Origin of the sequence: Rhizorhabdus dicambivorans (assembly GCF_002355275.1) — a bacterium.
Classification (GTDB): Bacteria; Pseudomonadota; Alphaproteobacteria; order Sphingomonadales; family Sphingomonadaceae; genus Rhizorhabdus; species Rhizorhabdus dicambivorans.
In genome coordinates, this window is sequence record NZ_CP023449.1 from 1,600,191 (window position 1) to 1,619,484 (window position 19,294).

The following is a 19,294-nucleotide window of genomic DNA, read 5'->3' on the forward strand; positions in this document are numbered from 1 at the left end:
CCCGGCCTCGCTATTTTCCGGTGAAGCTCCTGCCCTCAGCCGCGAGCCTGAGCAGCAGCGGGGCGGGTTCGAAGGCATCGCCATGGGCCGTCCGCAGCGCGCGCAACCGATCCACCACCCTGTCGAGACCCAGCTGATCGGCCCAGCACATCGGGCCGCCGCGATAGGCCGGCCAGTTGAAACCGAGCATCGCGGCGACATCGATATCGGAGGCCCGCAGCGCGATGCCCTCCTCCAGCAGCCGCGCGCCTTCGTTGACCACGGGCAGGAGGAGGCGGAGCAATATATCCTCGTCGCTCTGGCCTTCGTTCCGCGCGACGCCCTTATGGGCCGCGAGATCGGCGATCAGCTGCTGCGCGACGGGGGAGGGCGATGCCTTGCGGGATTCGTCATAATCGTAGAAGCCGCCCCCGGTCTTCTGGCCGAGCCGGCCCTGCCGGACGAGATCGCCGCGCAGGCTGCGCTCGGTCTCGCCGCGCACCAGCACGTCCAGTCCCACCAGATCGGCGGTCTGGAACGGCCCCATGGCGAAGCCGTAATCGACGAGCACCTTGTCGATCACGGCGGGCGTCGGCCCTTCCAGCACCAGCTGGTCGGCCTGGACGCGGCGCTGGGCCATGATGCGGTTGGCGATGAACCCGCGACAATTGCCGCTCAGCACCGGCACCTTGCCCAGCGTCCGGGCCAGGCGCATCGCGGTGGCGACGACCCGGTCCGAGGTTTCCCGCCCGCGCACCACCTCCAGCAGGCGCATGACGTTCGCGGGTGAGAAGAAGTGCAGGCCGACGACATCGCCGGGCCGCCCGGTGGCGGCCGCGATCGCGTCGAGATCCAGGAAGCTGGTGTTGGAGGCGAGGATGGCGCCCGCCCGGGCGATCCGATCGAGTTTCGCGAACAGTTCGGTCTTGACCGCCATCTCCTCGAACACCGCTTCGATGATAAGATCGACGGTGCCCAGCGCCGCGAGATCGATCGTGGGCGTGATCATTGCCATGCGCTGTTCGAGCTGCCCGGCGTCGAGCTTGCCGCGCTTCACGCTGGCCTCGTAATTCTTCCGGATTGCGGAGAGGCCGCGATCGAGCGCTTCCCGGCTCGTCTCCACCAGCGTCACGCCGATGCCGGCATTGGCGAAGACCATGGCGATGCCGCCGCCCATCGTGCCCGCGCCGACGACGCCGGCCGTGCCGACCGGCAGGACGGGGGTGTCGGCCGCAATCCCCGGGACCTTCGCGGTCTGGCGCTCGGCGAAGAAGGCGTGGCGCAGGGCCCGGCTTTCCGGGGATGCCTGGAGCGTCTCGAACAGCCGCCGCTCCTGTTTCAGGCCCTCCTCGAACGGCAGTTCGACGGCCGCCCGCACCGCCTCGACGATCGCGGGCTGGGCCTTCTGTCCTCGCCACGCACGGGCGTTGTTCTGTAGGAACGTCTCGAACAGCGCCGCGTCGCCGCGCGCCTCGGCGATGCGATCGTCGCGGTCGCGCACCCGCACGGGTGGCCGTCCTTCGGCAAGCCGGGCCGCCGCATAGGCGACCGCTTCGTCGACGAGCCGTTCTTCGGTGGCGATCCCGTCGATGACTCCCAGTTCCAGCGCTTCCTTCGCCGCGATCGAACGGCCGCTGGTGATGAGATCGAGCGCGACCCGCGCGCCGACGATCCGGGGCAGGCGCTGCGTACCGCCCAGGCCGGGGAGAATACCCAGCCCGACCTCGGGAAGGGCGAACCGCGCCGACGGGACAGCGACGCGATGGTTGCACAGCAGCGCGAGTTCGAAGCCGCCGCCCAGCGCCTGGCCGTGGATCGCGGCCACTGTGAGCTTTCCGCAGGATTCGATCCTGTCGAAGATGTCGGTAAGCGTCGGCGGCACGGGGGGCTTGCCGAATTCGGCGATATCGGCGCCCGCGAAGAAGGTGCGCCCGCCGCAGGTGAAGATGATCGCCTTGATCGTGGCATCCGGGCAGAGCGATGCCAGCGCCTCCGCCAGCGGCTTTCTGACCGCTATGCCGAGCGCGTTCACGGGTGGGGAATCGACCGTGACGACGGCGATCTCGCCTCGACGGTCAACGCTGACGATATCTGCCATGCTCTCCGCTGTTCTCCATGCAATTCATACTGATTAGACGTTCGGCGATCGCGCGGGCCGCATGGGGCGCGGCACCTTTTCCCGGCCCACAAAAAATCCGGCGCCGGATGGTCCGGCGCCGGAAGGTCTGGCTATGCGCTTGTCGTTCGAAGGATCAGAAGGCGTAGCTGGCCGTCAGCCCATAGGTGCGCGGCTTTGCCGGGCCGCGATAGGCGCCGAACGCGTTGGTGGACGCATTGTCGACATAGAATGTGTCGAACAGATTATCGATGTAGAAGCCGACCCTGACGCCATCTTCCGTCTGGCCGACCGAGCCGGTCATGTTGACCATGGTGAAGCCCTTCTGTCGATCGAGCCGCAGCGGCCCGCCCGCGAGCGGGTTGAAGATGTAGCTGCTGGTGTAGCGCGCCGTGGCGTTCAGGCGGGCATCCCAGGCATCGGACATCGGGAAGTGCAGCTCGACGCTGCCGTAGAGCGTGTGCTTCGGCGAGCGCTGGAGCGGTGAGCCGGCACCGTTGACGATCGTCGTCGCGGCGCCGGAACCGGTGGCGGGGTTGGCGACCCCCGGCCCGATCAGCCGTACATTCGGATAGCGGGTATATTCGGCGTTGAGATAGCCGTAGCCCGCGCCGAAGGTGATGATGTCGGTCGGCGCGAACTGCATGTCGAACTCGGCGCCATAGCCGCGCGCATTGCCGATATTTGCCTTCAGGCTTCCGCGAAGCGGATCGACGATCGAGACCTGGATGGCCTTGTAGCGATAGTAGAACAGCGCGAGGTTGGTGCGGAGCCGTCCGTCGAGGAAGCGGTTCTTCGCGCCCAGTTCCCAGCTGTTCACCTTTTCCGGCTTCAGCGTGTCGTTCGGGTTGTTGGCGAAGGCCGGGAAGTTGAAGCCGCCGCTCTTGAAGCCCGACTGGTAGCTCGCATAGTAATTCTGGTCGCCGTCCGGCTTATATTCCAGGACGATGCGCGGCGTCGCGTTCTTCGAAGAGGTGCGATAGCGGAAGTCCGGGCCGGCGGCGATGCCCGAGGGCGTACTGAGCGACCGCTTCTTGTCGTAATTGTAGCGCCCGCCCGCGGTGAGCCGCAGCTGCGCGGACAGGTCGTAATAGAGCTCAAGGAAGGCGGAGGCGGTGTCGGTCTTCAGCCGGTTGCGGGTCCGCTGCGTCAGGCCGCGGAAGGCCGCGCCGTTGATCTGATAGTCAAGCACCTCCGAAGAATGCGCGCCGCTGATCCCGGCCAGGAAGTTGAGCGGCCCGTCGAAATGCGAGGTCACCCGGAATTCCTGCTGGTAATAATCGCCGCTGACCTCGTTCACCAGCGCGTTGAGGATGGCGATTGACCGGCCGGCGGGCGCGCCGCCGAACATGCCTTCGTCGGAGCCGAGGCCGGCGCCGTCCAGATGGCGATAGCCGGTGACGCTGGAGAGATCGAGCGTGTCCGAAAGCTGCGCGTCGAGGTGCAGCGAACCGAAGAAATTCTTGATCTTCGCCACGCCCTGGCTGTTCTGGTAGGTTTCATATTTGCCGGGCGGCGGCGTCGATCCGAAAAGGTTGCAGGCGAAGCAGAGCGGCGATCCGATGAACGCCTGCCGCAGGCCGGCCCGCGTCTTCGTCTCGGTATATTCGCCGCTCAGCAGCGCGGTGAAGCGGTCATTGTCGTAAAGCGCCTTGCCCCGGACCGCATAGTTTTCGTGCCCGTTGAAGCGCAGGCCCGTCACCGGATTACGGATCCAGCCCTTCTCATGCGAGTAGAGGCCGGCCACGCGGACGGCGAACACATCCGAAAGCTTCATGTTCAGCATCGGCTCGACCCGGCGATGCGCGAGGTTGCCGAGTTCGGCGCTGATGCTGCCGGTGTTTTCCATGACCGGCTTGTTGTTCTCGATCAGGATGGCGCCGCCGGTGGCATTACGGCCGTAGAGCGTGCCCTGCGGTCCTTTCAGCGTCTGCACCGAAGAGGCGTCGAACAGGTCGAAATTGCCCGTGTAGGAATTCTGGATGTAGACGTCGTCGACATAGACCGCGACGGGGGCTTCGAGGCCCGGATTGGCGAAGATGACGCCGATGCCGCGGATGAAGGGCTGGATGCTGCCCGAGTCCAGCGTGAAGATCAGGCCCGGCGACTTCATGTCGATCGAGGCGACGTCCTGGATCGAGGCCTTGGCGAGATCGGCACCCGAATAGGCGCTGATCGCGATCGGCACCTTCTGAAGGGATTCGCTGCCGCGCTTCGCGGCCGTCACGACGATATCCCTGACCGCGTCGTCGTCTTCGGCGGCAGGCGCCGTAGAACCGGCCGAACTGTTCACGGTCTGGGCAGAAGCTGGAAATGCCGCGCCAGCCATTGCCAAGGCGAGCACCACCAAGCTTGACGAGTTCATACGGTGATTTTTCAAAACATCCTCCCCATCCTAGATTGTGGTCGCTTCATCACGATCTGTCCAAGTTGTTACTTTAGACGTTCGGCCGATGAGCCACCCGCAATGAGAGGAAGCGGAATCATCACTTTCTTGCTTCTTGACGAAAGATAGCCCGATTGCCCCCCGCATATGTCAGGAAGAATGAAGCGGTTCAATCGGATTGGGACGCGCGGAAAACCGCGACGGCGTCATCGGCGAGGCGATGCCCTATACCCTTCCTTCAGGACGAATGGGCGGGGACCGACCCGCAGGCCGATCAGGTCGGCGGGCGCCGGATCGCATATTCGGTGGCGCCCTCATATGCCACGCCCTGGCTGAAGCCGGGCTCGCGGGCCTGGCGGAACAGGTCCTTATAGGCGGCGATCGAGTCCGGATTGCCCTTCATGATCGCTTCGGCCATGCCGCCGACGGCCGCGTCGAGCTGTTCGGCGGGAACATGCCGGCTGATCAATCCGATCCGTGCCGCTTCCGCCGCGTCGATCTGCCGACCGGTATAGACCATCTCGCGCGCCCGGGCCGGTCCGATGAGATAGGGCAGCCGCTGGCTCATCCCCCAGCGCGGCCGGAACCCCACTAGCGCATGGGTATCGCCGAACCTCGCATCGTCGGCGGCGACGATCAGGTCGCAGGCGATCGCGATTTCCAGCCCCCCCGTCAGGCAATGGCCGCGCACCTTGGCGATGACCGGCTGGGGTATCGTCTCGATCAGCCTCTGGAGTTCATGCGCCGACCGGGTGAAGCGATCGCGGCCGGCCGCATCGAGAGATGCCGCCGCGTTGAGGTCAACCCCCGCGCAGAAGCTTGGGCCCGCGCCCTCGATCACGACCACCGCCGCATCGTCCCGGCCCAGTCTGGCCAGATGGCCGGCGGCCATATCGAGCATGTCGGGCACCAGGGCATTGCGCCTGGCCGGCCGGTTGAGGGTCAGGGTGGCGATGCGCCCATTGACCTGCCACAGTATCTCCGGTTCGTTCATGGCAGGCCTTCCATCATGCTTCCGCTACATGTCAGGACGTCCGGTCTGCCGGCTGGCCACAGGAGAAATGGACCGGCATCACCGCTCCGGCGTCGATGCGGGCGGCGGCGTCCGCTGGATGCGACTGCGGCTGCTCCCCGGGTGGGACGTCGATGGAAGGCATGCCGAAGCACTCGCCGAGGGCTGGGCCGACAAGCATCAGAAGAACGGATAAGGTAGGATGAGCAACGTTCCCAGCCATGTTCCCAGCGATCTCGTCTACCCGTACGATTTCCTGACCGACGATCGGAACCGCACCGATGTCTGGGGCTTCGTGAAATCGGCGTTCGAGCGCCCCGATATCTTCTACTCGCCCGACCTTGGCGGTTTCTGGGTGGTGACGAAGCACGAGCTGATCCGGGAAGTGTTCAACGATCATGAGGTATTTTCCAGCCGCGCGGCGGCCATCCCCTATCTTGGCGACGTGCCGGACCTGATCCCGCCGGGCATCGATCCGCCCGAGCATCGCCCCTATCGGCGATTGCTGATGCAGACCATGTTCGCGCCATCGGCGCTGAAGGGGATCGACGCGGACGCGCGCGCGATCGCGCGGCAGCTGCGGGATGGTTTCGTCGCGGCCGGAGAGTGCGAGTTCATCGCCGACTTCGCGGCGCAGCTGCCGGTGATGGTGTTCCTGAAGATGATGGGCATGCCCGCCGACCGGCGCGGCGAGTTCATGAACTGGATCCACTGCTTCTTTCAGGGCGGCAGCATGGAGGTGATGTCCCAGGCGCGTCTCGATCTGCACGCCTATCTGGAGGAATGGCTCGACGATCTGGAAAGCAGGCCGCCGGACGGCACCGGCCACAGTTTTCGCGCGCTGCTGGGCCGGGAGATCGACGGCCGGCCGCTCAGCCGGGCCGAGCAGACGTCGATCGCGCAGACGCTGTTCTTCGCCGGCCTCGACACGGTGACGTCATTCATGGGGCATGTGATGTATTTCCTGGCCTGCAACCCCGGCCACCAGGCAGCGCTGCGCGACGATCCCGCGATCATGCAGAAGGCGATGGAGGAGTTTTTCCGTCGCTTCGGCATAACCAATCTCGGCCGCAAGGTGACCCGGGACGTCGATTTCCACGGCGTGCATTTCAAGGCCGGGGACCGGGTGCTGGTCTCCACCCAGATATCCAGCCTCGATCCCGACAAATGGGACGATGCCGAAGCCGTCGACTTCGCCCGCGACACCCGGGACCATCTGGCCTTCGGCGCCGGGCCGCATGTCTGCATCGGCAACAGCATCGCCCGGATCGAGATGCGGGCGATGCTTGAGGAATTGCTGCCGCACCTGCCGAACTTCCGCCTCAAGCCGGGCGCGACCGTCCGCACCTTTCCGGGCGTGGTGGTCGGGATCGAATCCCTGCCGCTGGTCTGGGACAGATAGGGCGGTCGTTCCGCCACCCGCTGATCGGGCTCAGTGCTCCCCGCCCTGCTCGTGCAGCGTCACGATCGGCTTCATGCCGGGAAGCTCATCCTGATAGGGGAAGCGGGTCAGCTGAATGCCGCCGCACACGGGAAGGTTGAGCCCGGTGACATAGGCGCCGCCGGCAAGCCACAGCACCGCGTCGGCGAAGTCCTGGGGAAAGCCGATCCGGCGAAGCGGGATTTCGCGCTCGAGGGCTTCGACATAGCCGGGCTGGGCATAGATGGCGGCGGTCATGTCGGACTGGATAGGGCCCGGCAGGATGCTGTTCACGCGGATGCCGCGCGGCCCATATTCCATCGCGGCATATCGTACGAGGCAGTCGGTCGCCGCCTTCGCGCAGGCATAGGAGAAGAAGGGTATCATCGGATTGGTCGTCGACAGCGACGAGATGATCGTAATCGAGCCGTCCGTGCCGATCGCGCGTGCCATGTGCTTTACGAAATAGACATTGGCGAAATAGTTGTTCGCGATCGCCTTGCGCAGGTCGTCGTCGTCGGCCTCGTCGATCAGGCCCTGCCCCGCGAGGCCGGCCGCGTTGACGGCGATATCGAGCCGGCCATAGCTGTCGATCGCGGTCCTGGCTGCCGCCGCGACGTCCTGCTCGCTCGAAACGTCGCATCGTACCGCGGTGCCGCCGATCCTGTCGGCGAGCGTCTCGAGCGGCTCCAGGCTGCGCGCGCCGACGACGACCCTGGCGCCTGCGGCGGCCAGCGCTTCGGCCACGGCCCAGCCGGTGCCCTTCGATGCCGAGGCGCCCAGCACGACGGCAACCTTGCCCTCAAGATCGGCCATATTCTCTCCCATGCGGCCATCGCGACGTGCGCCTCGCCTGCTGGGATTCTGACGAATCAGACGCCGCCGCCCGCAATGCCCCGTTTCGGGCTGTGGCTGGCCGGCGGTTCGAACGTCTCATTTCAAGGGCGCCGGCGCCCGTTCGATAGAGAGGGGCGGGGAGAAACCATGAGCCAGGAGGAAAGCCCGCAGATCCGATATGACGTGCCGCTGGATCGGGTCGCCAGGATAACGCTGGCGCGGCCCGACATGCGCAACGCGCAGGGCATGCAGATGACCTATGAGCTGAACGCCGCGTTCGACCGGGCGGCGCGGGACGATGCGATCGGCGTGATCATCCTTGCCGCCGATGGGCCGCATTTTTCGTCGGGCCACGATCTCGGCGGCGACAAGGACAAGACCTGGCGGGATTTCCCCGTGGTCGGGACGTGGGGCGATTTCGATGCGGGCGGCGCCGCCGGGCGCTATTATCGCGAGAAGGAACTCTATCTCGAGATGGCCGAGCGCTGGCGGAACATCCCCAAGCCGACGATCGCGGCGGTGCAGGGCAAGTGCATCTCGGGCGCGCTGCTGCTCGCATGGGTCTGCGACCTGATCGTCGCGACCGAGGATGCCCAGTTTCGCGACACCACGACCGACCTCGGCCTGACCGGCGTCGAACTGTTCATGCATCCCTATGAACTGGGCACGCGCAAGGCCAAGGAATGGCTGTTCACATCGGGCTGGCTCGATGCCGCCGAGGCCGAGAAGCGCGGCATGGTCAACCGTGTCGTGCCGGCCGACCGGCTGGAGGCCGAGGTTCTGGCGCTCGCCGAGACGATCGCGCAACGCCCGGACTTCGCGTTGCGTACCGTCAAGGAGGCCTGCAACCAGGCGCAGGATCTGATGGGGCGGCGGCAGGTCGTGCAATCGGCCTTTGCCATGCATCATCTGGCGCATGCGCATAACCAGCTGAAGTTCGGCATCCATGTCGACCCGTTCGGGCTGCCGCCGGCGGTGCGCGGGAAGTTCGAGGCGCGGATGGGGGTCTCGCTCGACAAGGGCGAGGGGGAAGCGGATGCCTGACGACAGCGCGCCGCCCGTCCTGCTGGATATCGCCGATGGCATCGCCACCATCACGCTCAACCGCCCTGACGCACGCAACGCCGTGACCCCGGCGATGACCGACAGGCTCGTCGCCCTGACCGAACAGGTCGAGCGCGACGATGCCGTGCGGTGCGTGGTGCTGAAGGGGGCGGGAAAATGTTTCTCGGCCGGCGGCGACGTCACCAAGTTCCAGGAGGAACTGACCCATAACCGCGCCCATTATACCGCCAATCTGGAATTGCGGCTGGCCCAGTCCAACCTGATGATGGGGCGGCTGCGGCGCATGCCCAAGCCGGTGGTGGCATCCGTGCACGCCGCCGTGTCCGGGATCGGCTTCAGCATGGCGCTGGCTTCCGATTTCGTGATTGCGGCAGAGGGCACGGTCTTCGTGCTCGTGCATCGTCACATCGCCCTCGCCCCCGATGGCGGGGCGAGCTATTTCCTGCCGCGTATCATCGGCGAACGGCGCGCGCTGGAGCTGGCGATGCTCGGCGAGCGGTTCGACGCCGCACGGGCGCATGAACTGGGCATCGTCAACTGGCTATGCCCGCCCGAAGAGCTGGAGCAGCGCACCGCCGCGCTCGCGGCCAGGCTGGCCGGCGGTCCCACCGCCGCGATGGCCAATGCCAAGGCGCTGATCCGTGGCTCGCTGGATCGCAGCTGGACCGAGGTCGCCGCCGAGGAGGCGCGGATCGCGGGCCGCCTCGTCCTGTCCGACGATCATCTGGAGGGGGTCAACGCCTTCATCGAGAAGCGCCCGCCCAGCTTCAAGGGCCGGTGAGCGTCACATAGCCTAACGAACCTCAACGGGCCGGTGCAGGAAGGGCACGGTCGCGAAGAGGATCAGCGACACCAGCATCAGCGCGGCCAGCGTCCCGAAGGCGGCGTCATAGCTTTGGGTGATGTCGAACATATGGCCCACGGCGGGGGCGGCGATCAGCAGGAACGGCACCTTGATGAAATAGCTGATCCCGATCGCGCCTGGCACGCTGCGGACCCCGAACAGGGCGGCGAGCGCCGCCGCCTGGAGCGCGTTCAGCGCGGGCAGGCCGATACCGATCATTGCGCAGACCAGGATCAGCGCCGCCAGATCGGTGACGAGCACCAGGCAGGACCAGAGCGCGAACTGCGCCAGCGCGTCGATGATCAGGGCGCGGATCGGGGTGATCCTGTCGGCGAGCCATCCGAACAGCGACGTGCCGATCACGCCGCCGCCGGCGAAGATCGTGAAGGCGATGGTCGCGCCATCGGCGCCGATGCCCTTCTGGATCATATAGACCACGCCATGCGCATAGAGCGCCGTCCCCGATCCGGCCATCAATGCGATCCCCAGCGTCAGCGTCCAGAAAGCCGGCTGGCGGAGGAAGGTGGCCCGGTCGGGGGCGGGGGGCTGGTCTTGCGGCGCGGCTGCTTCGGCCTGCCCTTTCGGGCGCTCGACCACCATCAGCATCAGCAGCGCGACGGCGGCGAAGGTGCCCGCCATCGCCAGGAAGGCGGCCTCGAGCCCGCCGAGCTTCAGCAGCATGGCGGCGGCCGGCGGCGACAGGAACATGAAGATCGGCGCGGTCGCGATGCCGAGGACCGATCCCCGCTTCCTGTCGAACCAGCGGCTGATCAGCGTCATCGGCGCGACGATGCCCAGGAAGCCGCTGCCGATGCCGACAATGGCGTAGAGCAGCACGAGCCACCGGATATCGGTGGCAAAGGCCGCCGCCGCCATCGCGATGGCGCACAGGGCGGCGCCGCCCGACATGAACAGGCGCAGCGGAAAGCGGGCGAGGCCCAGACCGACCAGCGGCGAAACCAGGCCGAACATCATCATGAAGATGCTCACCGCCACCGCCGCCGCGGCGCGCGACGCGCCGAGATCCTCGCAGATGCGGGGAAGCAATATGCCGAAGCTGCTGAGAACCATGCCCAGGCCGACATTCTGCGCGAGAAAGGCCAGAGCGGCCATGCGCCACCGCAGAGCGATCATGATAGGCATCTCTCCTTGGCGCGATAGCGGTCCGCGGACTCAGAAAAAGACGTTTGGTGGCAGGGAAATCCGCAATGGGAAGCGGGAATATCCGCCCGTGGAGGGGCTCGCGGCCTCTAGTCCCGCCCGGCCCTGAGCGCCGCGCCCGCCGCGAAGGGGGCGATCGCGGTGAGCACCAGCGCGGTCGCCGCGAGCAGCTTCACCGCGCCCATGCCGTCCTGGCCCAGCGCGCCCGCGCCGAAGATCAGGATCGGGATGGCGAGCGGAAGCATGACGAGGCCCGCCAGCGCGCCCGCGCCGCGCAGGCCCAGGGTCAGCGCGCTGGTCATCACGCCAAGCGCGGCGAGCGCCGGGGTGCCAATGGCGAGGCCCATCTCCAGCCGTGCCAGCATCGCGCCGTCGAGCTTGAGCAGCGCCGACGCGGGCAGGGCGGCGAGCATCAGCGGCGGGCCGAAGCCCAGCCAGTGCGCGGCGATCTTGGCGGAGGCGACACCCTCGTCGGAAAGGCCGCGCACCACATATTGGTCGAGCACACCGCTTTCGGCGTCGGGCGCGACCAGCCGGTCGACCGGCAGCAGCGCCGCGAGCAGCGCGGCCATCCACAGCGCGCCGCCGCCGACCTTTGCCAGCAGCGGCCCGTCCGGCCCCACCGCGAAGGGGAACAGCGTCGCAACCAGCAGGAAGAAGATCAGCGGCAGCAGCGCCCCGCCGCCCTGCCACGCCGCCCGCACGTCGCGCAGGATGATCGCGCCCCACACCCTCATGGCTGCGATCCCAGCGCGATCGCCGATGCGTCGGGCAGGTCGATCGGCTGGTGGGTGGCGACCATCACGATCCCGCCGCCCGCGCGATGCGCCGCGATCGCCGCCGCCAGCCGCGCGGTCGCGGCGGTGTCGAGGCCGTTGCCGGGCTCGTCGAGCAGCCAGATCCCCGCCTTGCCCGCGATCACCCGGGCGAGGGCGGCGCGCTTGCGCTGCCCGGTCGAGAGCATCCGCACCGGCACCGGCGCCAGATTGGCGATCCCCATCGCATCGAGCGCGGCATCGACATCGCCGCCGTCCGCGCCATTGAGCCTCGCCCAATAGCCCAGCGCCTGCGCCAGCGGCAGCCGCGCGTCGAGCGCCGCCGCCTCGCCCGCGAAGGCGAGCCCGCCGCCGCGCTCGACCGTCCCCGCCGAGGCCGGGAGCAGCCCGGCGGCGATCCGCATCAGGCTCGATTTACCGGCGCCGTTGGGGCCGGTCAGCAGTGCCGCCCCGCCGGGGGCCAGCGCGAAGCTCATCCCCTCGAACAGCAGCCGCTCGCCGCGCAGGCAGGCGACACGGTCGAACGCCAGCCGCGCGCTCATCAGCCGACCATCTCCTCGAGCGCGTGCATGTCCTCGTCGGACAGGCCGAAATGGTGGCCGATCTCGTGGATCACGACATGGCTGACCAGCGCCTCCAGCGTCACCCCGGTCTCGACCCATTCGTCGAGGATCGCGCGGCGATAGAGGTGGATCATGTCGGGCATGGTGCCGCTATGGTCGACCGACTTCGAGCCGACCGGCAGGCCGGTGTAGAGCCCGGTCAGCTCGAACGGGTTCTCGATTCCCATCTCGGCCAGGATGTCATCCTCGGCAAAATCCTCGATCCTGAGCACCACGTCGCCCAGGTGCCGGGCGAACTCCGGCGGCAGTTTCGCGATCGTCGCACGCGCGATCGCCTCGATCCGGTCGGCGTCCGGCGCCAGGGTTTGACCTTCGCTCATCCAGGGCCGACATAAAGGGCAGGACCGAAACATACCAGCGCAAGGAACACGCCATGCCGATCGAAGCCCTGACCGACGAGGAACGCGCCGACGCGCTCGATAGCCTGCCCGACTGGGACTATGACGACGGCCGCGACGCGATCAGCCGCAGCTTCACCTTCCCGGATTTCTCGGCCGCCTTCGCCTTTATGACGCGGGTGGCGCTCTATGCCGAGAAGCATGATCATCATCCCGAATGGTCGAACGTGTGGAACCGGGTCGACATCCTGCTGACCACCCATGACGCGGGCGGGCTGTCGCATCGCGATGTGGCGATGGCGGAAGCGATCGAGGCGCTGGTGGAGTAGTCGATGATCGCCTAATGTTCCGTGTTTGTTCTTAACATTTTCCGGCGATTACGTATTTTACAAACCAATGAATAGGACCGCGATCGGGGCTACCGGAATCGCGCACAAGGCCAGCCAAGTCCAAGGCTTACGCCCCAAGTGCGATACCACTGCGATAAGCGCTACAATTAGCGCGGTGCCGAAATAGACCTTCATCGCGAGATCGTTTCGCGCAAAGCACAGATCAATTTCCGGCTGTCCGCCCGCTAACGTGCATTCATTCATCGCGAAGGGGAAGGCCATGGGCAACGTGGCCACAAGGGCGACGAACAGGCCAAGGATGAACCCGACATGCCTCAATCCGGCTTCTTCTCGACCAGCTTCTTCATCCGCTCGTCAAAGCGCCTCTCGTCGTCGTCGCACTCTAGATCGCGCGCGGCTTCCTTGAACTTGTCGAGCTGGTTCTTTTTATCAGACATCGAGCAATCCCTGGGCCGCTTGAGGGGACGATATTTTTAGGTCGTACTTTCCACAGAGGCGCGGGTTGCCCGTTGTCTCGTACAAGGTCAGAAGCGGGATATTCCCCTTCTTCTTCTTGTTATCGCGGGTGTGCATCTCGGGAACCCCGAGAACCGATGCGGTAGCGAGGTGGATGGCGTCTCCGACATCCATCATCTTCATTCCCTGCCCAGCGGCATCGGGAGGCTGATAATAAAATTCTCGGATTTCTCGGGCTCGCAAAATGATGTTTGTCGAGAGTTCAACCTCTAGGCTGTGGTGACGATTTAATCATTTGAGCCACAGCATGATGCTGGCGAGTTTAACGAAGCCGAGGAAGTTTCTGGCAATTTTGTCGTAGCGTGTGGCGATGCGCCGCCACTGCTTGAGCTTTGCGAAGAAGCCCTCGATGCCCCAGCGCTGCTTGTAGGCAATGCGATCATAGTGGTGCTGATATTTGCGATGGCGGCGAGGCGGAATGATCGGCTCGCCGCCTTGCTCGTAGATGAGGTCATGCAAGCTGTCGGCGTCGTAGGCACGATCCGCCAGCACTCTTTCAGCTGGAATGCCTCGGATCAGATCGCAGGCCGGTGCCATGTCGTTTTGCTGTCCAGGGCCGAGGATGAAGCGGATCGGCAAGCCAAGGGCATCGACTACGGCGTGGATTTTGGTGCCAAACCCGCCTCTGGATCGCCCAAGAGCCTGGGCTTGAGCGCCCCCCTTTTTACCCTTGCCCCAGCCGCTTGGGCTTGAGCGCGGATCACCGTCGCATCGATTGCCAGCCATTCAATATCGGGATCATCCGACACGGCTTCGAATATCCGGTCGATCACCCCCTGCTCGACCCAACGATAATAGCGCCGCTTGGCGGTCTGGTAGGGGCCGAACCTCTCTGGAAGATCGCGCCAGCGACCGCCTGAACGCGCCAGCCACAAAAGGGCATTTAGAAAGCGACGGCCGTCGCTGCGTGGGCCTCTCCGTCCCTTGCGACCACCCGGCACGAACTCTCGCAGACGGTCCCATTGATCGTCTCGAAGAACCTCGCCTTCCACACCAGCCTCCAAAAGCCAGCGTTGAATCAGAAACCTCCGTCGGCGTAAATCCCTAAAATGTCACTACAGCCTAGAAAATGCTCAGCGTCGAACAGCGCGAGATAATCCTCCTCATCATCGGCGCCCTTTTCACTCAGCTTCGATGGGAGGACCTCCAGGTGCGTGATAACCGAGGTCACAATGAGATTTTCAGCGGCCTTGTTTGCCGTCAAAATTTCATCGACGGCAGCTTTTTTGGTCTGCTCAACCTGCTCGTTGCCGAGAACCTCGTAGAACATGCACGAGTCCCAATACAGGCTTTGCTTCTCAGGCATCTAAAAGCGGGGTCCAATCGGTTTCGTTACGGGGCAGATCAGAGAACACCCCTCGAAGATCGTCAAGAGTCCGCCGCCGTGTCCGGCTTGGGTAGACGTTAATACCGCCGGCTTTCGCATCGACTCGATAGGGAAAAGGGGAATCTTCTCCATAATGGAGTATTCCCTCGACCCTGACTGTTTTGAACAGGTAGCCGCCCATTTCTCCCCGCATAGCCGCTGGGAATGTGCACATAATCGCATCTGCGCCAGTAGGAGGGACGATTACAAACTCGCGATCATCATCAATATCATCAACTGCTTTAAGTTGGCCAACAATAGACCCCATAGACGCGCCAACATGCCATCGCGATGGGCTTTCAATTCGAGCCCGCTCGCGCACTAGCAACGCTGCTTTTGCAAGAAAATCCTCGTCAAAGCGCACGGCCTCGGCATGGCCATTGATCCAAAAAGCCTTGTATCCGTCGTCAGCCTCTTTGGTCGCCAACTTGACAAGATCACGGGCTATTTCGCCGCGTACGCGATCGTCCGGCTGTTCGCCTCGGGATACCGCGCCAATTTGTGCCAGTGCCCAATGAAATGCGGGGTCTGGATCATAGGCTTTCACGCGCGGGACGGGCTTAAGCGTCAGGGTAGTGGGGTTCCGTTTGTCAGCAGCGGTAATCTCAAAATCCGTCTGTCGCGTCCCACTTTCGATATAGGTGCGCTCCAGCTTATTCAAAACGAGCGTAAGCCGATGAACTTTTGCCAGAAAAGCGTGCACGAGGACGTTGCCCCGATGGCCTTCATGGCCTTCGAGATACACGGTGAAGTCAGAAAAATGACGGTTTTCTGCCAAAACTTACGCCTCCGGCGTAGATTCTAGGCCACTTGGAAATTCCCGTAAAGCGATCATTTCCGGTGTGGCTTGGTTCGCCAACGGCTGCGAACGCGCCTCTTCGCGCACAGCTATCTCGCCCACCTCGACGGTGCGTCCAGATCGGCCATCGCCTGTTGCAGCAGTTCGCCGATCGCCAGCGGCGACATGCGGATCGCGTAGACGGTCAGCACCAGATATTTGGAGTTTGCGTCGAGCAATGCACGGCAGTCGGCGATCAGGACGGGCAGGCCTTCCTCCAGCCGCCAGGTCTCGCCGTTCGGGCCGCGCCCGAACTTGGGCGGGTCGAGCATGATGCCGTCATAGCGGCGCCCACGGCGCACCTCCCGGGCGGTTGGCTGGGCGGCGGAGCCGAGATTCCGGCCATTGCCATCGGAGCTGCGGGAGGCGGTGCCGGAGGGTTTGCTCAAGGTGTCGCTTGGAAGAAGCAGCATGTGGATCAGTAGCAGCCAGCCGCCCGCCAGGATCGCTACGACCCACCGCATGGAGCTTCAGGGCTGCCTGCCCGGACGCCTGTCAACGGCGTCCTTTATCAGGATTTCCGGGCTCCCGACCTGGGCGATGCCCGATCAGTCTCCGACATATGTGCCCTTGGGCGTCATATGGCAGGCGCCGCTGACATAGGTGCCGTCGGGGCACAGGGTGGAGGCGCCCGGCGGCGTACCGAAGGCCCGCTCTCGGCCCGGCCCGCCGACGGAGCCGACACCCAGCTCGCGCATCTGATTCTGCTGCTGTGAAAGCACCATCGCCAGCCCTGCCAGCAGCGTGGTGCGCAGGCGAACGGCGCGTTCATGTTCTTCGGCCCGTGCCGCGTAATAGGAACGCAGATTCTCGTTGATCAGGGTCAGTTCGGCGGTGGCACCCTCGCTATAGCCGCGGTCCTGGGCCAAGCGCTCGACCGCGCCGACCCACTGGATCAGAGGGAGGTCTCTGCCCGGTACCGATCGTCGCAGGTCCTGCTCGGCCGCATCCGATGCGGCGATCTTCGCCCTGATTCCCTCGACCTGGGATTGCAGCCACATCTCGCTGACCGCCATCGAAGGCTTCTTCTCCATATGTTCGCGCAGCGCCCACAGGGTCTGGTAGCGGCCATAGAGATAGGAAAGCTGGCGCGTATCGCCGAGCGCTTCGTTCAGCGCTTCAGGCGCCGACGGGGCGGAAGCCTGGATCGAGCGAACGGCGGTCTCGGCCGATTGCTGGGTGCGCTGCTCCAGGGGCGCGCGCTGCTGTGTATAGTCCTGCGCCCGCTGTTCCCACTGGCGCATGAAGTCCTTCAGCACCGATGCCCCTGCCGCAACGGTCCAGAGCAGAGCTGCCCCAAGACAAACGACTTTGAGAGAAAGCTTCATATTTTTCCCGCCCCTTCGGCGGGCGCTATCATGCCGGAACCACGAAGCGGTGGAAATACCGATCAGGCCGCGCTGGTCAGTCCCGCCGCCACCGCGCGAAGATCGCGGTCGGCAGCAGCAGTCCGCGCGCTTCCTCGCGCACCGCCATCTCGCCCACCTCGACGGTGCCGCCCAGATCGGCCATCGCCTGTTGCAGCAGCTCGCCGATCGCCAGTGCGGACATGCGGATCGCGTAGACGGTCAGCACCAGATATTTGGAGTTTGCGTCGAGCAGCGCGCGGCAGTCGGCGATCAGGCCGGGCAGGCCTTCCTCCAGCCGCCAGGTCTCGCCGTTGGGGCCGCGTCCGAATTTCGGCGGGTCGAGCATGATGCCGTCATAGCGGCGGCCACGGCGCACCTCGCGGGCGGTGAACTTGGCGGCGTCGTCGACCATCCAGCGGATCGGCCGGTCGGCCATGTCGCTTAAGAAAGCGTTGGCCTTGGCGGCGTCGACCGACTTCTTCGAGGCATCGACATGGGTGACCTTCGCCCCCTTCGCCGCCAGCGCCAGCGTGCCCACCCCGGTATAGCCGAACAGGTTCATCACCTCGTCGCCTTCGGCCGTCCGGTCGCGCATCCATTCCCATTGCGGCGCCATGTCGGGGAAGAAGGCGAGGTGGCGGAAGGGGGTGTTCTGCGCGGTGAAGCGGACATCCTCCCAGCGCATGTGCCAGCCGCCGCGCGGCACATCGCGCGACAGGTGCCATTTGCCGCCGCCATCCTCGTCCGACGCGCCGATGAAGTCGCCATCGGCCTCCCAGTTGGCGGAGGCGGGCGCCCACATCGCCTGCGGCTCGGGCCGGATGAAGCGGAAGCGGCCATAGCGCTCCAGCTTGCGGCCATGGCCGGAGTCGACGAGCCCGTAATCGGGCCATGGCTCGGTGATCAGGGTGAGGAGGGTCATCTCTGCCTAATACATCCCTCTCCCGCTAGCGGGAGAGGGAATGAGGGTGAGGGCGCGAGCGAAGCGAGCATCTGCGGTAGCCGCTGGCGATGTGCGTGAAGAAGAAGACCCTCACCCAACCCTCTCCCATGAAGATGGGAGAGGGCTAAAAGCCCTGGTCTCACGCCGCCGCCTTGAGCGCCGGGCCGACCGTCGCCAGCGTCTCGCGGCCCGCCGTCAGTCGCGCGCCAACCGCGCGGACCTCGTCGAGCGTGCAGCCGTCGATCTTCGCGACGATGTCGGCGGGGTCGAGCGGCTGGCCATGGACCAGCGTTTGGAAGCCGAGGCGGTCGGCGCGGCTCTGCACCGATTCGAGCGCCATCAGGATCGTCGCGCGGATCTGCGCCTTGGCGCGCGCCAGTTCCTCTGGGCTGAGGTCGATCGCCGCCCCGCGCAGCAGATCGCGCGACAGGTCGGTCGCGTGCTGCGCCTCGCGCCGGGCGGTGGCGAGGTAGACGGTGAGCATGCCGGTGTCGCGCCACGCCGCGACCGAACTGCCGACCGAATAGGCCAAGCCCCTGTCTTCCCGAATGGACTGGAACAGGCGGGACGAGCTGCCTTCGCCGGCCGCCTGGCTGAACAGCAGCAGCGGATAATAATCGGCGTCGAAATAGCTGACACCTTCCCAGCCGAACAATATGTGCGCCGATTCCAGCCGCCGCCGCTCGACGAAGCTGCCGCCCTGATAGGTCGCCACCTCGGCCACGGGGCGCGGCGCCTGCTCCATGTCGCCGAAGCGTGATTCGGCCAGCGCCACCAGCCGCTCCATGTCGACCTTGCCCGCCACCGCCAGCACCATCGATTCGGGGCGGTAATGCTTGCGCGTCCAGCCGTGGAGATCGTCGACGCCGATGGTCGCGATCGTCTCCTCGTCGCCCAGCACCGGGCGGCCGAAAGCCTGGCCCGGCCAGGCGGTGGCGTGGAAATGATCGTTGATGATGTCGTCGGGCAGGTCGCGCGCCTCGCCCAGCTCCTGCAGGACGACATCCTTCTCGCGGGCGAGGTCGCCGGGATCGAAATGCGGCTTGCGGATCATGTCGCCGATCAGTTCGACGCCGAGATCGAGATGCTCGGCCAGCAACCGCGCCTGGAAGGCGGTCTGGTCGCGCGAGGTATAGGCGTTCAGATAGCCGCCGACATTCTCCACCGCCTCGGAGATCTGGCGCGCGCTACGCCCGCCCGCGCCCTTGAACACCATATGCTCGAACAGATGGGCAAGGCCGTTGGTGCGCGCATCCTCATGCCGGGCGCCGCAATCGACGTGCAGGCCCACCGCGATCGTCTCCACCCCCGCCATAGGCTCGGCGGCGATGGTGAAGCCGTTGGCCAGACGATGGACGGTGGGGCCGGACATGGT

21 protein-coding genes and 1 pseudogene are annotated in these 19,294 nt (G+C 65.4%); 5 read left to right on the plus strand and 17 right to left on the minus strand.

Annotation, left to right across the window (positions count from 1 at the left end):
• Window positions 1-10 precede the first annotated feature (10 nt).
• The 3 genes from CMV14_RS07580 to CMV14_RS07590 form a co-directional block, all read right to left on the minus strand.
• Complete coding sequence (locus CMV14_RS07580) at window positions 11-2,077, minus strand: 3-hydroxyacyl-CoA dehydrogenase NAD-binding domain-containing protein (RefSeq protein ID WP_066967509.1); 2,067 nt, start codon at window positions 2,075-2,077, stop codon at window positions 11-13.
• 154 nt (window positions 2,078-2,231) lie between these two features.
• Entirely contained in the window at window positions 2,232-4,460 is a 2,229-nt protein-coding gene (locus CMV14_RS07585; protein WP_083216045.1) for a TonB-dependent receptor, read from the minus strand.
• 295 nt (window positions 4,461-4,755) lie between these two features.
• A complete protein-coding gene (locus CMV14_RS07590; protein WP_066967512.1) occupies window positions 4,756-5,475 on the minus strand; it encodes an enoyl-CoA hydratase/isomerase family protein in 720 nt (239 codons plus the stop codon).
• Window positions 5,476-5,542: 67 nt separating this feature from the next.
• Here CMV14_RS07590 and CMV14_RS26690 point away from each other — a divergent pair, with 67 nt between their 5' ends.
• A complete protein-coding gene (locus CMV14_RS26690; RefSeq protein ID WP_176489115.1) occupies window positions 5,543-5,689 on the plus strand; it encodes a hypothetical protein in 147 nt (48 codons plus the stop codon).
• A gap of 6 nt (window positions 5,690-5,695) precedes the next feature.
• Window positions 5,696-6,895 carry a cytochrome P450 gene (locus tag CMV14_RS07595; RefSeq protein WP_066967516.1) on the plus strand — a complete coding sequence of 400 codons (1,200 nt, stop codon included), beginning with the start codon at window positions 5,696-5,698 and terminating at the stop codon, window positions 6,893-6,895.
• A gap of 30 nt (window positions 6,896-6,925) precedes the next feature.
• On the opposite strand, the gene CMV14_RS07600 is transcribed toward CMV14_RS07595, so the two are convergent.
• Complete coding sequence (locus CMV14_RS07600) at window positions 6,926-7,729, minus strand: SDR family NAD(P)-dependent oxidoreductase (protein WP_066967519.1); 804 nt, start codon at window positions 7,727-7,729, stop codon at window positions 6,926-6,928.
• Window positions 7,730-7,897: 168 nt separating this feature from the next.
• Between CMV14_RS07600 and CMV14_RS07605 the strand changes: the two genes are divergently transcribed.
• Together CMV14_RS07605 and CMV14_RS07610 are read left to right on the plus strand one after the other, a co-directional pair.
• Window positions 7,898-8,794, plus strand: coding sequence for an enoyl-CoA hydratase (locus CMV14_RS07605; RefSeq protein WP_066967521.1), 897 nt, complete (start codon window positions 7,898-7,900; stop codon window positions 8,792-8,794).
• Window positions 8,787-9,596, plus strand: coding sequence for an enoyl-CoA hydratase/isomerase family protein (locus tag CMV14_RS07610; RefSeq protein WP_066967523.1), 810 nt, complete (start codon window positions 8,787-8,789; stop codon window positions 9,594-9,596). Before CMV14_RS07605 ends, CMV14_RS07610 begins: the two co-directional genes overlap by 8 nt.
• Before the next feature lie 12 nt (window positions 9,597-9,608).
• On the opposite strand, the gene CMV14_RS07615 is transcribed toward CMV14_RS07610, so the two are convergent.
• The 4 genes from CMV14_RS07615 to CMV14_RS07630 form a co-directional block, all read right to left on the minus strand.
• Window positions 9,609-10,793, minus strand: a complete 1,185-nt coding sequence (locus CMV14_RS07615; RefSeq protein WP_066967525.1) for an MFS transporter — start codon at window positions 10,791-10,793, stop codon at window positions 9,609-9,611.
• Window positions 10,794-10,909: 116 nt separating this feature from the next.
• Entirely contained in the window at window positions 10,910-11,557 is a 648-nt protein-coding gene (locus tag CMV14_RS07620; protein ID WP_066967530.1) for a heme exporter protein CcmB, read from the minus strand.
• Window positions 11,554-12,138 carry a heme ABC exporter ATP-binding protein CcmA gene (ccmA, locus tag CMV14_RS07625; RefSeq protein ID WP_066967532.1) on the minus strand — a complete coding sequence of 195 codons (585 nt, stop codon included), beginning with the start codon at window positions 12,136-12,138 and terminating at the stop codon, window positions 11,554-11,556. Before ccmA ends, CMV14_RS07620 begins: the two co-directional genes overlap by 4 nt.
• Window positions 12,138-12,539 carry a metallopeptidase family protein gene (locus tag CMV14_RS07630; protein WP_066967541.1) on the minus strand — a complete coding sequence of 134 codons (402 nt, stop codon included), beginning with the start codon at window positions 12,537-12,539 and terminating at the stop codon, window positions 12,138-12,140. The genes ccmA and CMV14_RS07630 overlap by 1 nt, the downstream gene beginning before the upstream one ends.
• A gap of 53 nt (window positions 12,540-12,592) precedes the next feature.
• Between CMV14_RS07630 and CMV14_RS07635 the strand changes: the two genes are divergently transcribed.
• Entirely contained in the window at window positions 12,593-12,886 is a 294-nt protein-coding gene (locus CMV14_RS07635) for a 4a-hydroxytetrahydrobiopterin dehydratase (RefSeq protein WP_066967543.1), read from the plus strand.
• 335 nt (window positions 12,887-13,221) lie between these two features.
• On the opposite strand, the gene CMV14_RS27390 is transcribed toward CMV14_RS07635, so the two are convergent.
• The 9 genes and pseudogenes from CMV14_RS27390 to CMV14_RS07680 all read right to left on the minus strand — a co-directional run bounded on the left by CMV14_RS27390 (window position 13,222) and on the right by CMV14_RS07680 (window position 19,291).
• A complete protein-coding gene (locus tag CMV14_RS27390) occupies window positions 13,222-13,344 on the minus strand; it encodes a hypothetical protein (RefSeq protein WP_255250189.1) in 123 nt (40 codons plus the stop codon).
• Window positions 13,337-13,540 (minus strand): hypothetical protein, encoded by a 204-nt coding sequence (locus CMV14_RS07645; protein WP_141396751.1) that lies wholly within the window; start codon window positions 13,538-13,540, stop codon window positions 13,337-13,339. Before CMV14_RS07645 ends, CMV14_RS27390 begins: the two co-directional genes overlap by 8 nt.
• Window positions 13,541-13,654: 114 nt before the next feature.
• Window positions 13,655-14,415, minus strand: a protein-coding gene (locus tag CMV14_RS07650; RefSeq protein WP_096367834.1) for an IS5 family transposase whose coding sequence is annotated in 2 segments (ribosomal slippage) — window positions 13,655-14,091 and window positions 14,091-14,415 — 762 coding nt in all. Because the reading frame shifts where the segments join, the coding sequence is not laid out codon by codon here.
• A gap of 26 nt (window positions 14,416-14,441) precedes the next feature.
• Window positions 14,442-14,693, minus strand: a complete 252-nt coding sequence (locus CMV14_RS07655) for a hypothetical protein (RefSeq protein WP_141396748.1) — start codon at window positions 14,691-14,693, stop codon at window positions 14,442-14,444.
• A 28-nt stretch (window positions 14,694-14,721) separates the two neighbouring features.
• The gene (locus CMV14_RS26430) at window positions 14,722-15,567 is read right to left on the minus strand and encodes a hypothetical protein (protein ID WP_139114745.1); all 846 of its coding nucleotides are present in this window, start codon (window positions 15,565-15,567) and stop codon (window positions 14,722-14,724) included.
• A 3-nt stretch (window positions 15,568-15,570) separates the two neighbouring features.
• Window positions 15,571-15,953: pseudogene (locus CMV14_RS07665) on the minus strand (hypothetical protein); the annotation flags it as partial.
• Window positions 15,954-16,175: 222 nt separating this feature from the next.
• Complete coding sequence (locus CMV14_RS07670) at window positions 16,176-16,955, minus strand: hypothetical protein (protein WP_139114744.1); 780 nt, start codon at window positions 16,953-16,955, stop codon at window positions 16,176-16,178.
• A 76-nt stretch (window positions 16,956-17,031) separates the two neighbouring features.
• Window positions 17,032-17,898 carry a class I SAM-dependent rRNA methyltransferase gene (locus CMV14_RS07675; RefSeq protein ID WP_066966532.1) on the minus strand — a complete coding sequence of 289 codons (867 nt, stop codon included), beginning with the start codon at window positions 17,896-17,898 and terminating at the stop codon, window positions 17,032-17,034.
• Window positions 17,899-18,058: 160 nt separating this feature from the next.
• On the minus strand, window positions 18,059-19,291 hold the full coding sequence (locus CMV14_RS07680) for a M16 family metallopeptidase (protein ID WP_066966528.1): 1,233 nt from the start codon (window positions 19,289-19,291) through the stop codon (window positions 18,059-18,061).
• Window positions 19,292-19,294: the final 3 nt, after the last annotated feature.

Coding starts and splice junctions, on each gene's coding strand:
- CMV14_RS07580 (WP_066967509.1), bottom strand. CDS start 2,077: ATGGCAGATATCGTCAGCGTTGACCGTCGAGGCGAGATCGCCGTCGTC.
- CMV14_RS07585 (WP_083216045.1), bottom strand. CDS start 4,460: ATGAACTCGTCAAGCTTGGTGGTGCTCGCCTTGGCAATGGCTGGCGCG.
- CMV14_RS07590 (WP_066967512.1), bottom strand. CDS start 5,475: ATGAACGAACCGGAGATACTGTGGCAGGTCAATGGGCGCATCGCCACC.
- CMV14_RS26690 (WP_176489115.1), top strand. CDS start 5,543: ATGGACCGGCATCACCGCTCCGGCGTCGATGCGGGCGGCGGCGTCCGC.
- CMV14_RS07595 (WP_066967516.1), top strand. CDS start 5,696: ATGAGCAACGTTCCCAGCCATGTTCCCAGCGATCTCGTCTACCCGTAC.
- CMV14_RS07600 (WP_066967519.1), bottom strand. CDS start 7,729: ATGGCCGATCTTGAGGGCAAGGTTGCCGTCGTGCTGGGCGCCTCGGCA.
- CMV14_RS07605 (WP_066967521.1), top strand. CDS start 7,898: ATGAGCCAGGAGGAAAGCCCGCAGATCCGATATGACGTGCCGCTGGAT.
- CMV14_RS07610 (WP_066967523.1), top strand. CDS start 8,787: ATGCCTGACGACAGCGCGCCGCCCGTCCTGCTGGATATCGCCGATGGC.
- CMV14_RS07615 (WP_066967525.1), bottom strand. CDS start 10,793: ATGATCGCTCTGCGGTGGCGCATGGCCGCTCTGGCCTTTCTCGCGCAG.
- CMV14_RS07620 (WP_066967530.1), bottom strand. CDS start 11,557: ATGAGGGTGTGGGGCGCGATCATCCTGCGCGACGTGCGGGCGGCGTGG.
- ccmA (WP_066967532.1), bottom strand. CDS start 12,138: ATGAGCGCGCGGCTGGCGTTCGACCGTGTCGCCTGCCTGCGCGGCGAG.
- CMV14_RS07630 (WP_066967541.1), bottom strand. CDS start 12,539: ATGAGCGAAGGTCAAACCCTGGCGCCGGACGCCGACCGGATCGAGGCG.
- CMV14_RS07635 (WP_066967543.1), top strand. CDS start 12,593: ATGCCGATCGAAGCCCTGACCGACGAGGAACGCGCCGACGCGCTCGAT.
- CMV14_RS27390 (WP_255250189.1), bottom strand. CDS start 13,344: ATGTCTGATAAAAAGAACCAGCTCGACAAGTTCAAGGAAGCCGCGCGC.
- CMV14_RS07645 (WP_141396751.1), bottom strand. CDS start 13,540: ATGATGGATGTCGGAGACGCCATCCACCTCGCTACCGCATCGGTTCTC.
- CMV14_RS07655 (WP_141396748.1), bottom strand. CDS start 14,693: ATGTTCTACGAGGTTCTCGGCAACGAGCAGGTTGAGCAGACCAAAAAA.
- CMV14_RS07670 (WP_139114744.1), bottom strand. CDS start 16,955: ATGAAGCTTTCTCTCAAAGTCGTTTGTCTTGGGGCAGCTCTGCTCTGG.
- CMV14_RS07675 (WP_066966532.1), bottom strand. CDS start 17,898: ATGACCCTCCTCACCCTGATCACCGAGCCATGGCCCGATTACGGGCTC.
- CMV14_RS07680 (WP_066966528.1), bottom strand. CDS start 19,291: ATGTCCGGCCCCACCGTCCATCGTCTGGCCAACGGCTTCACCATCGCC.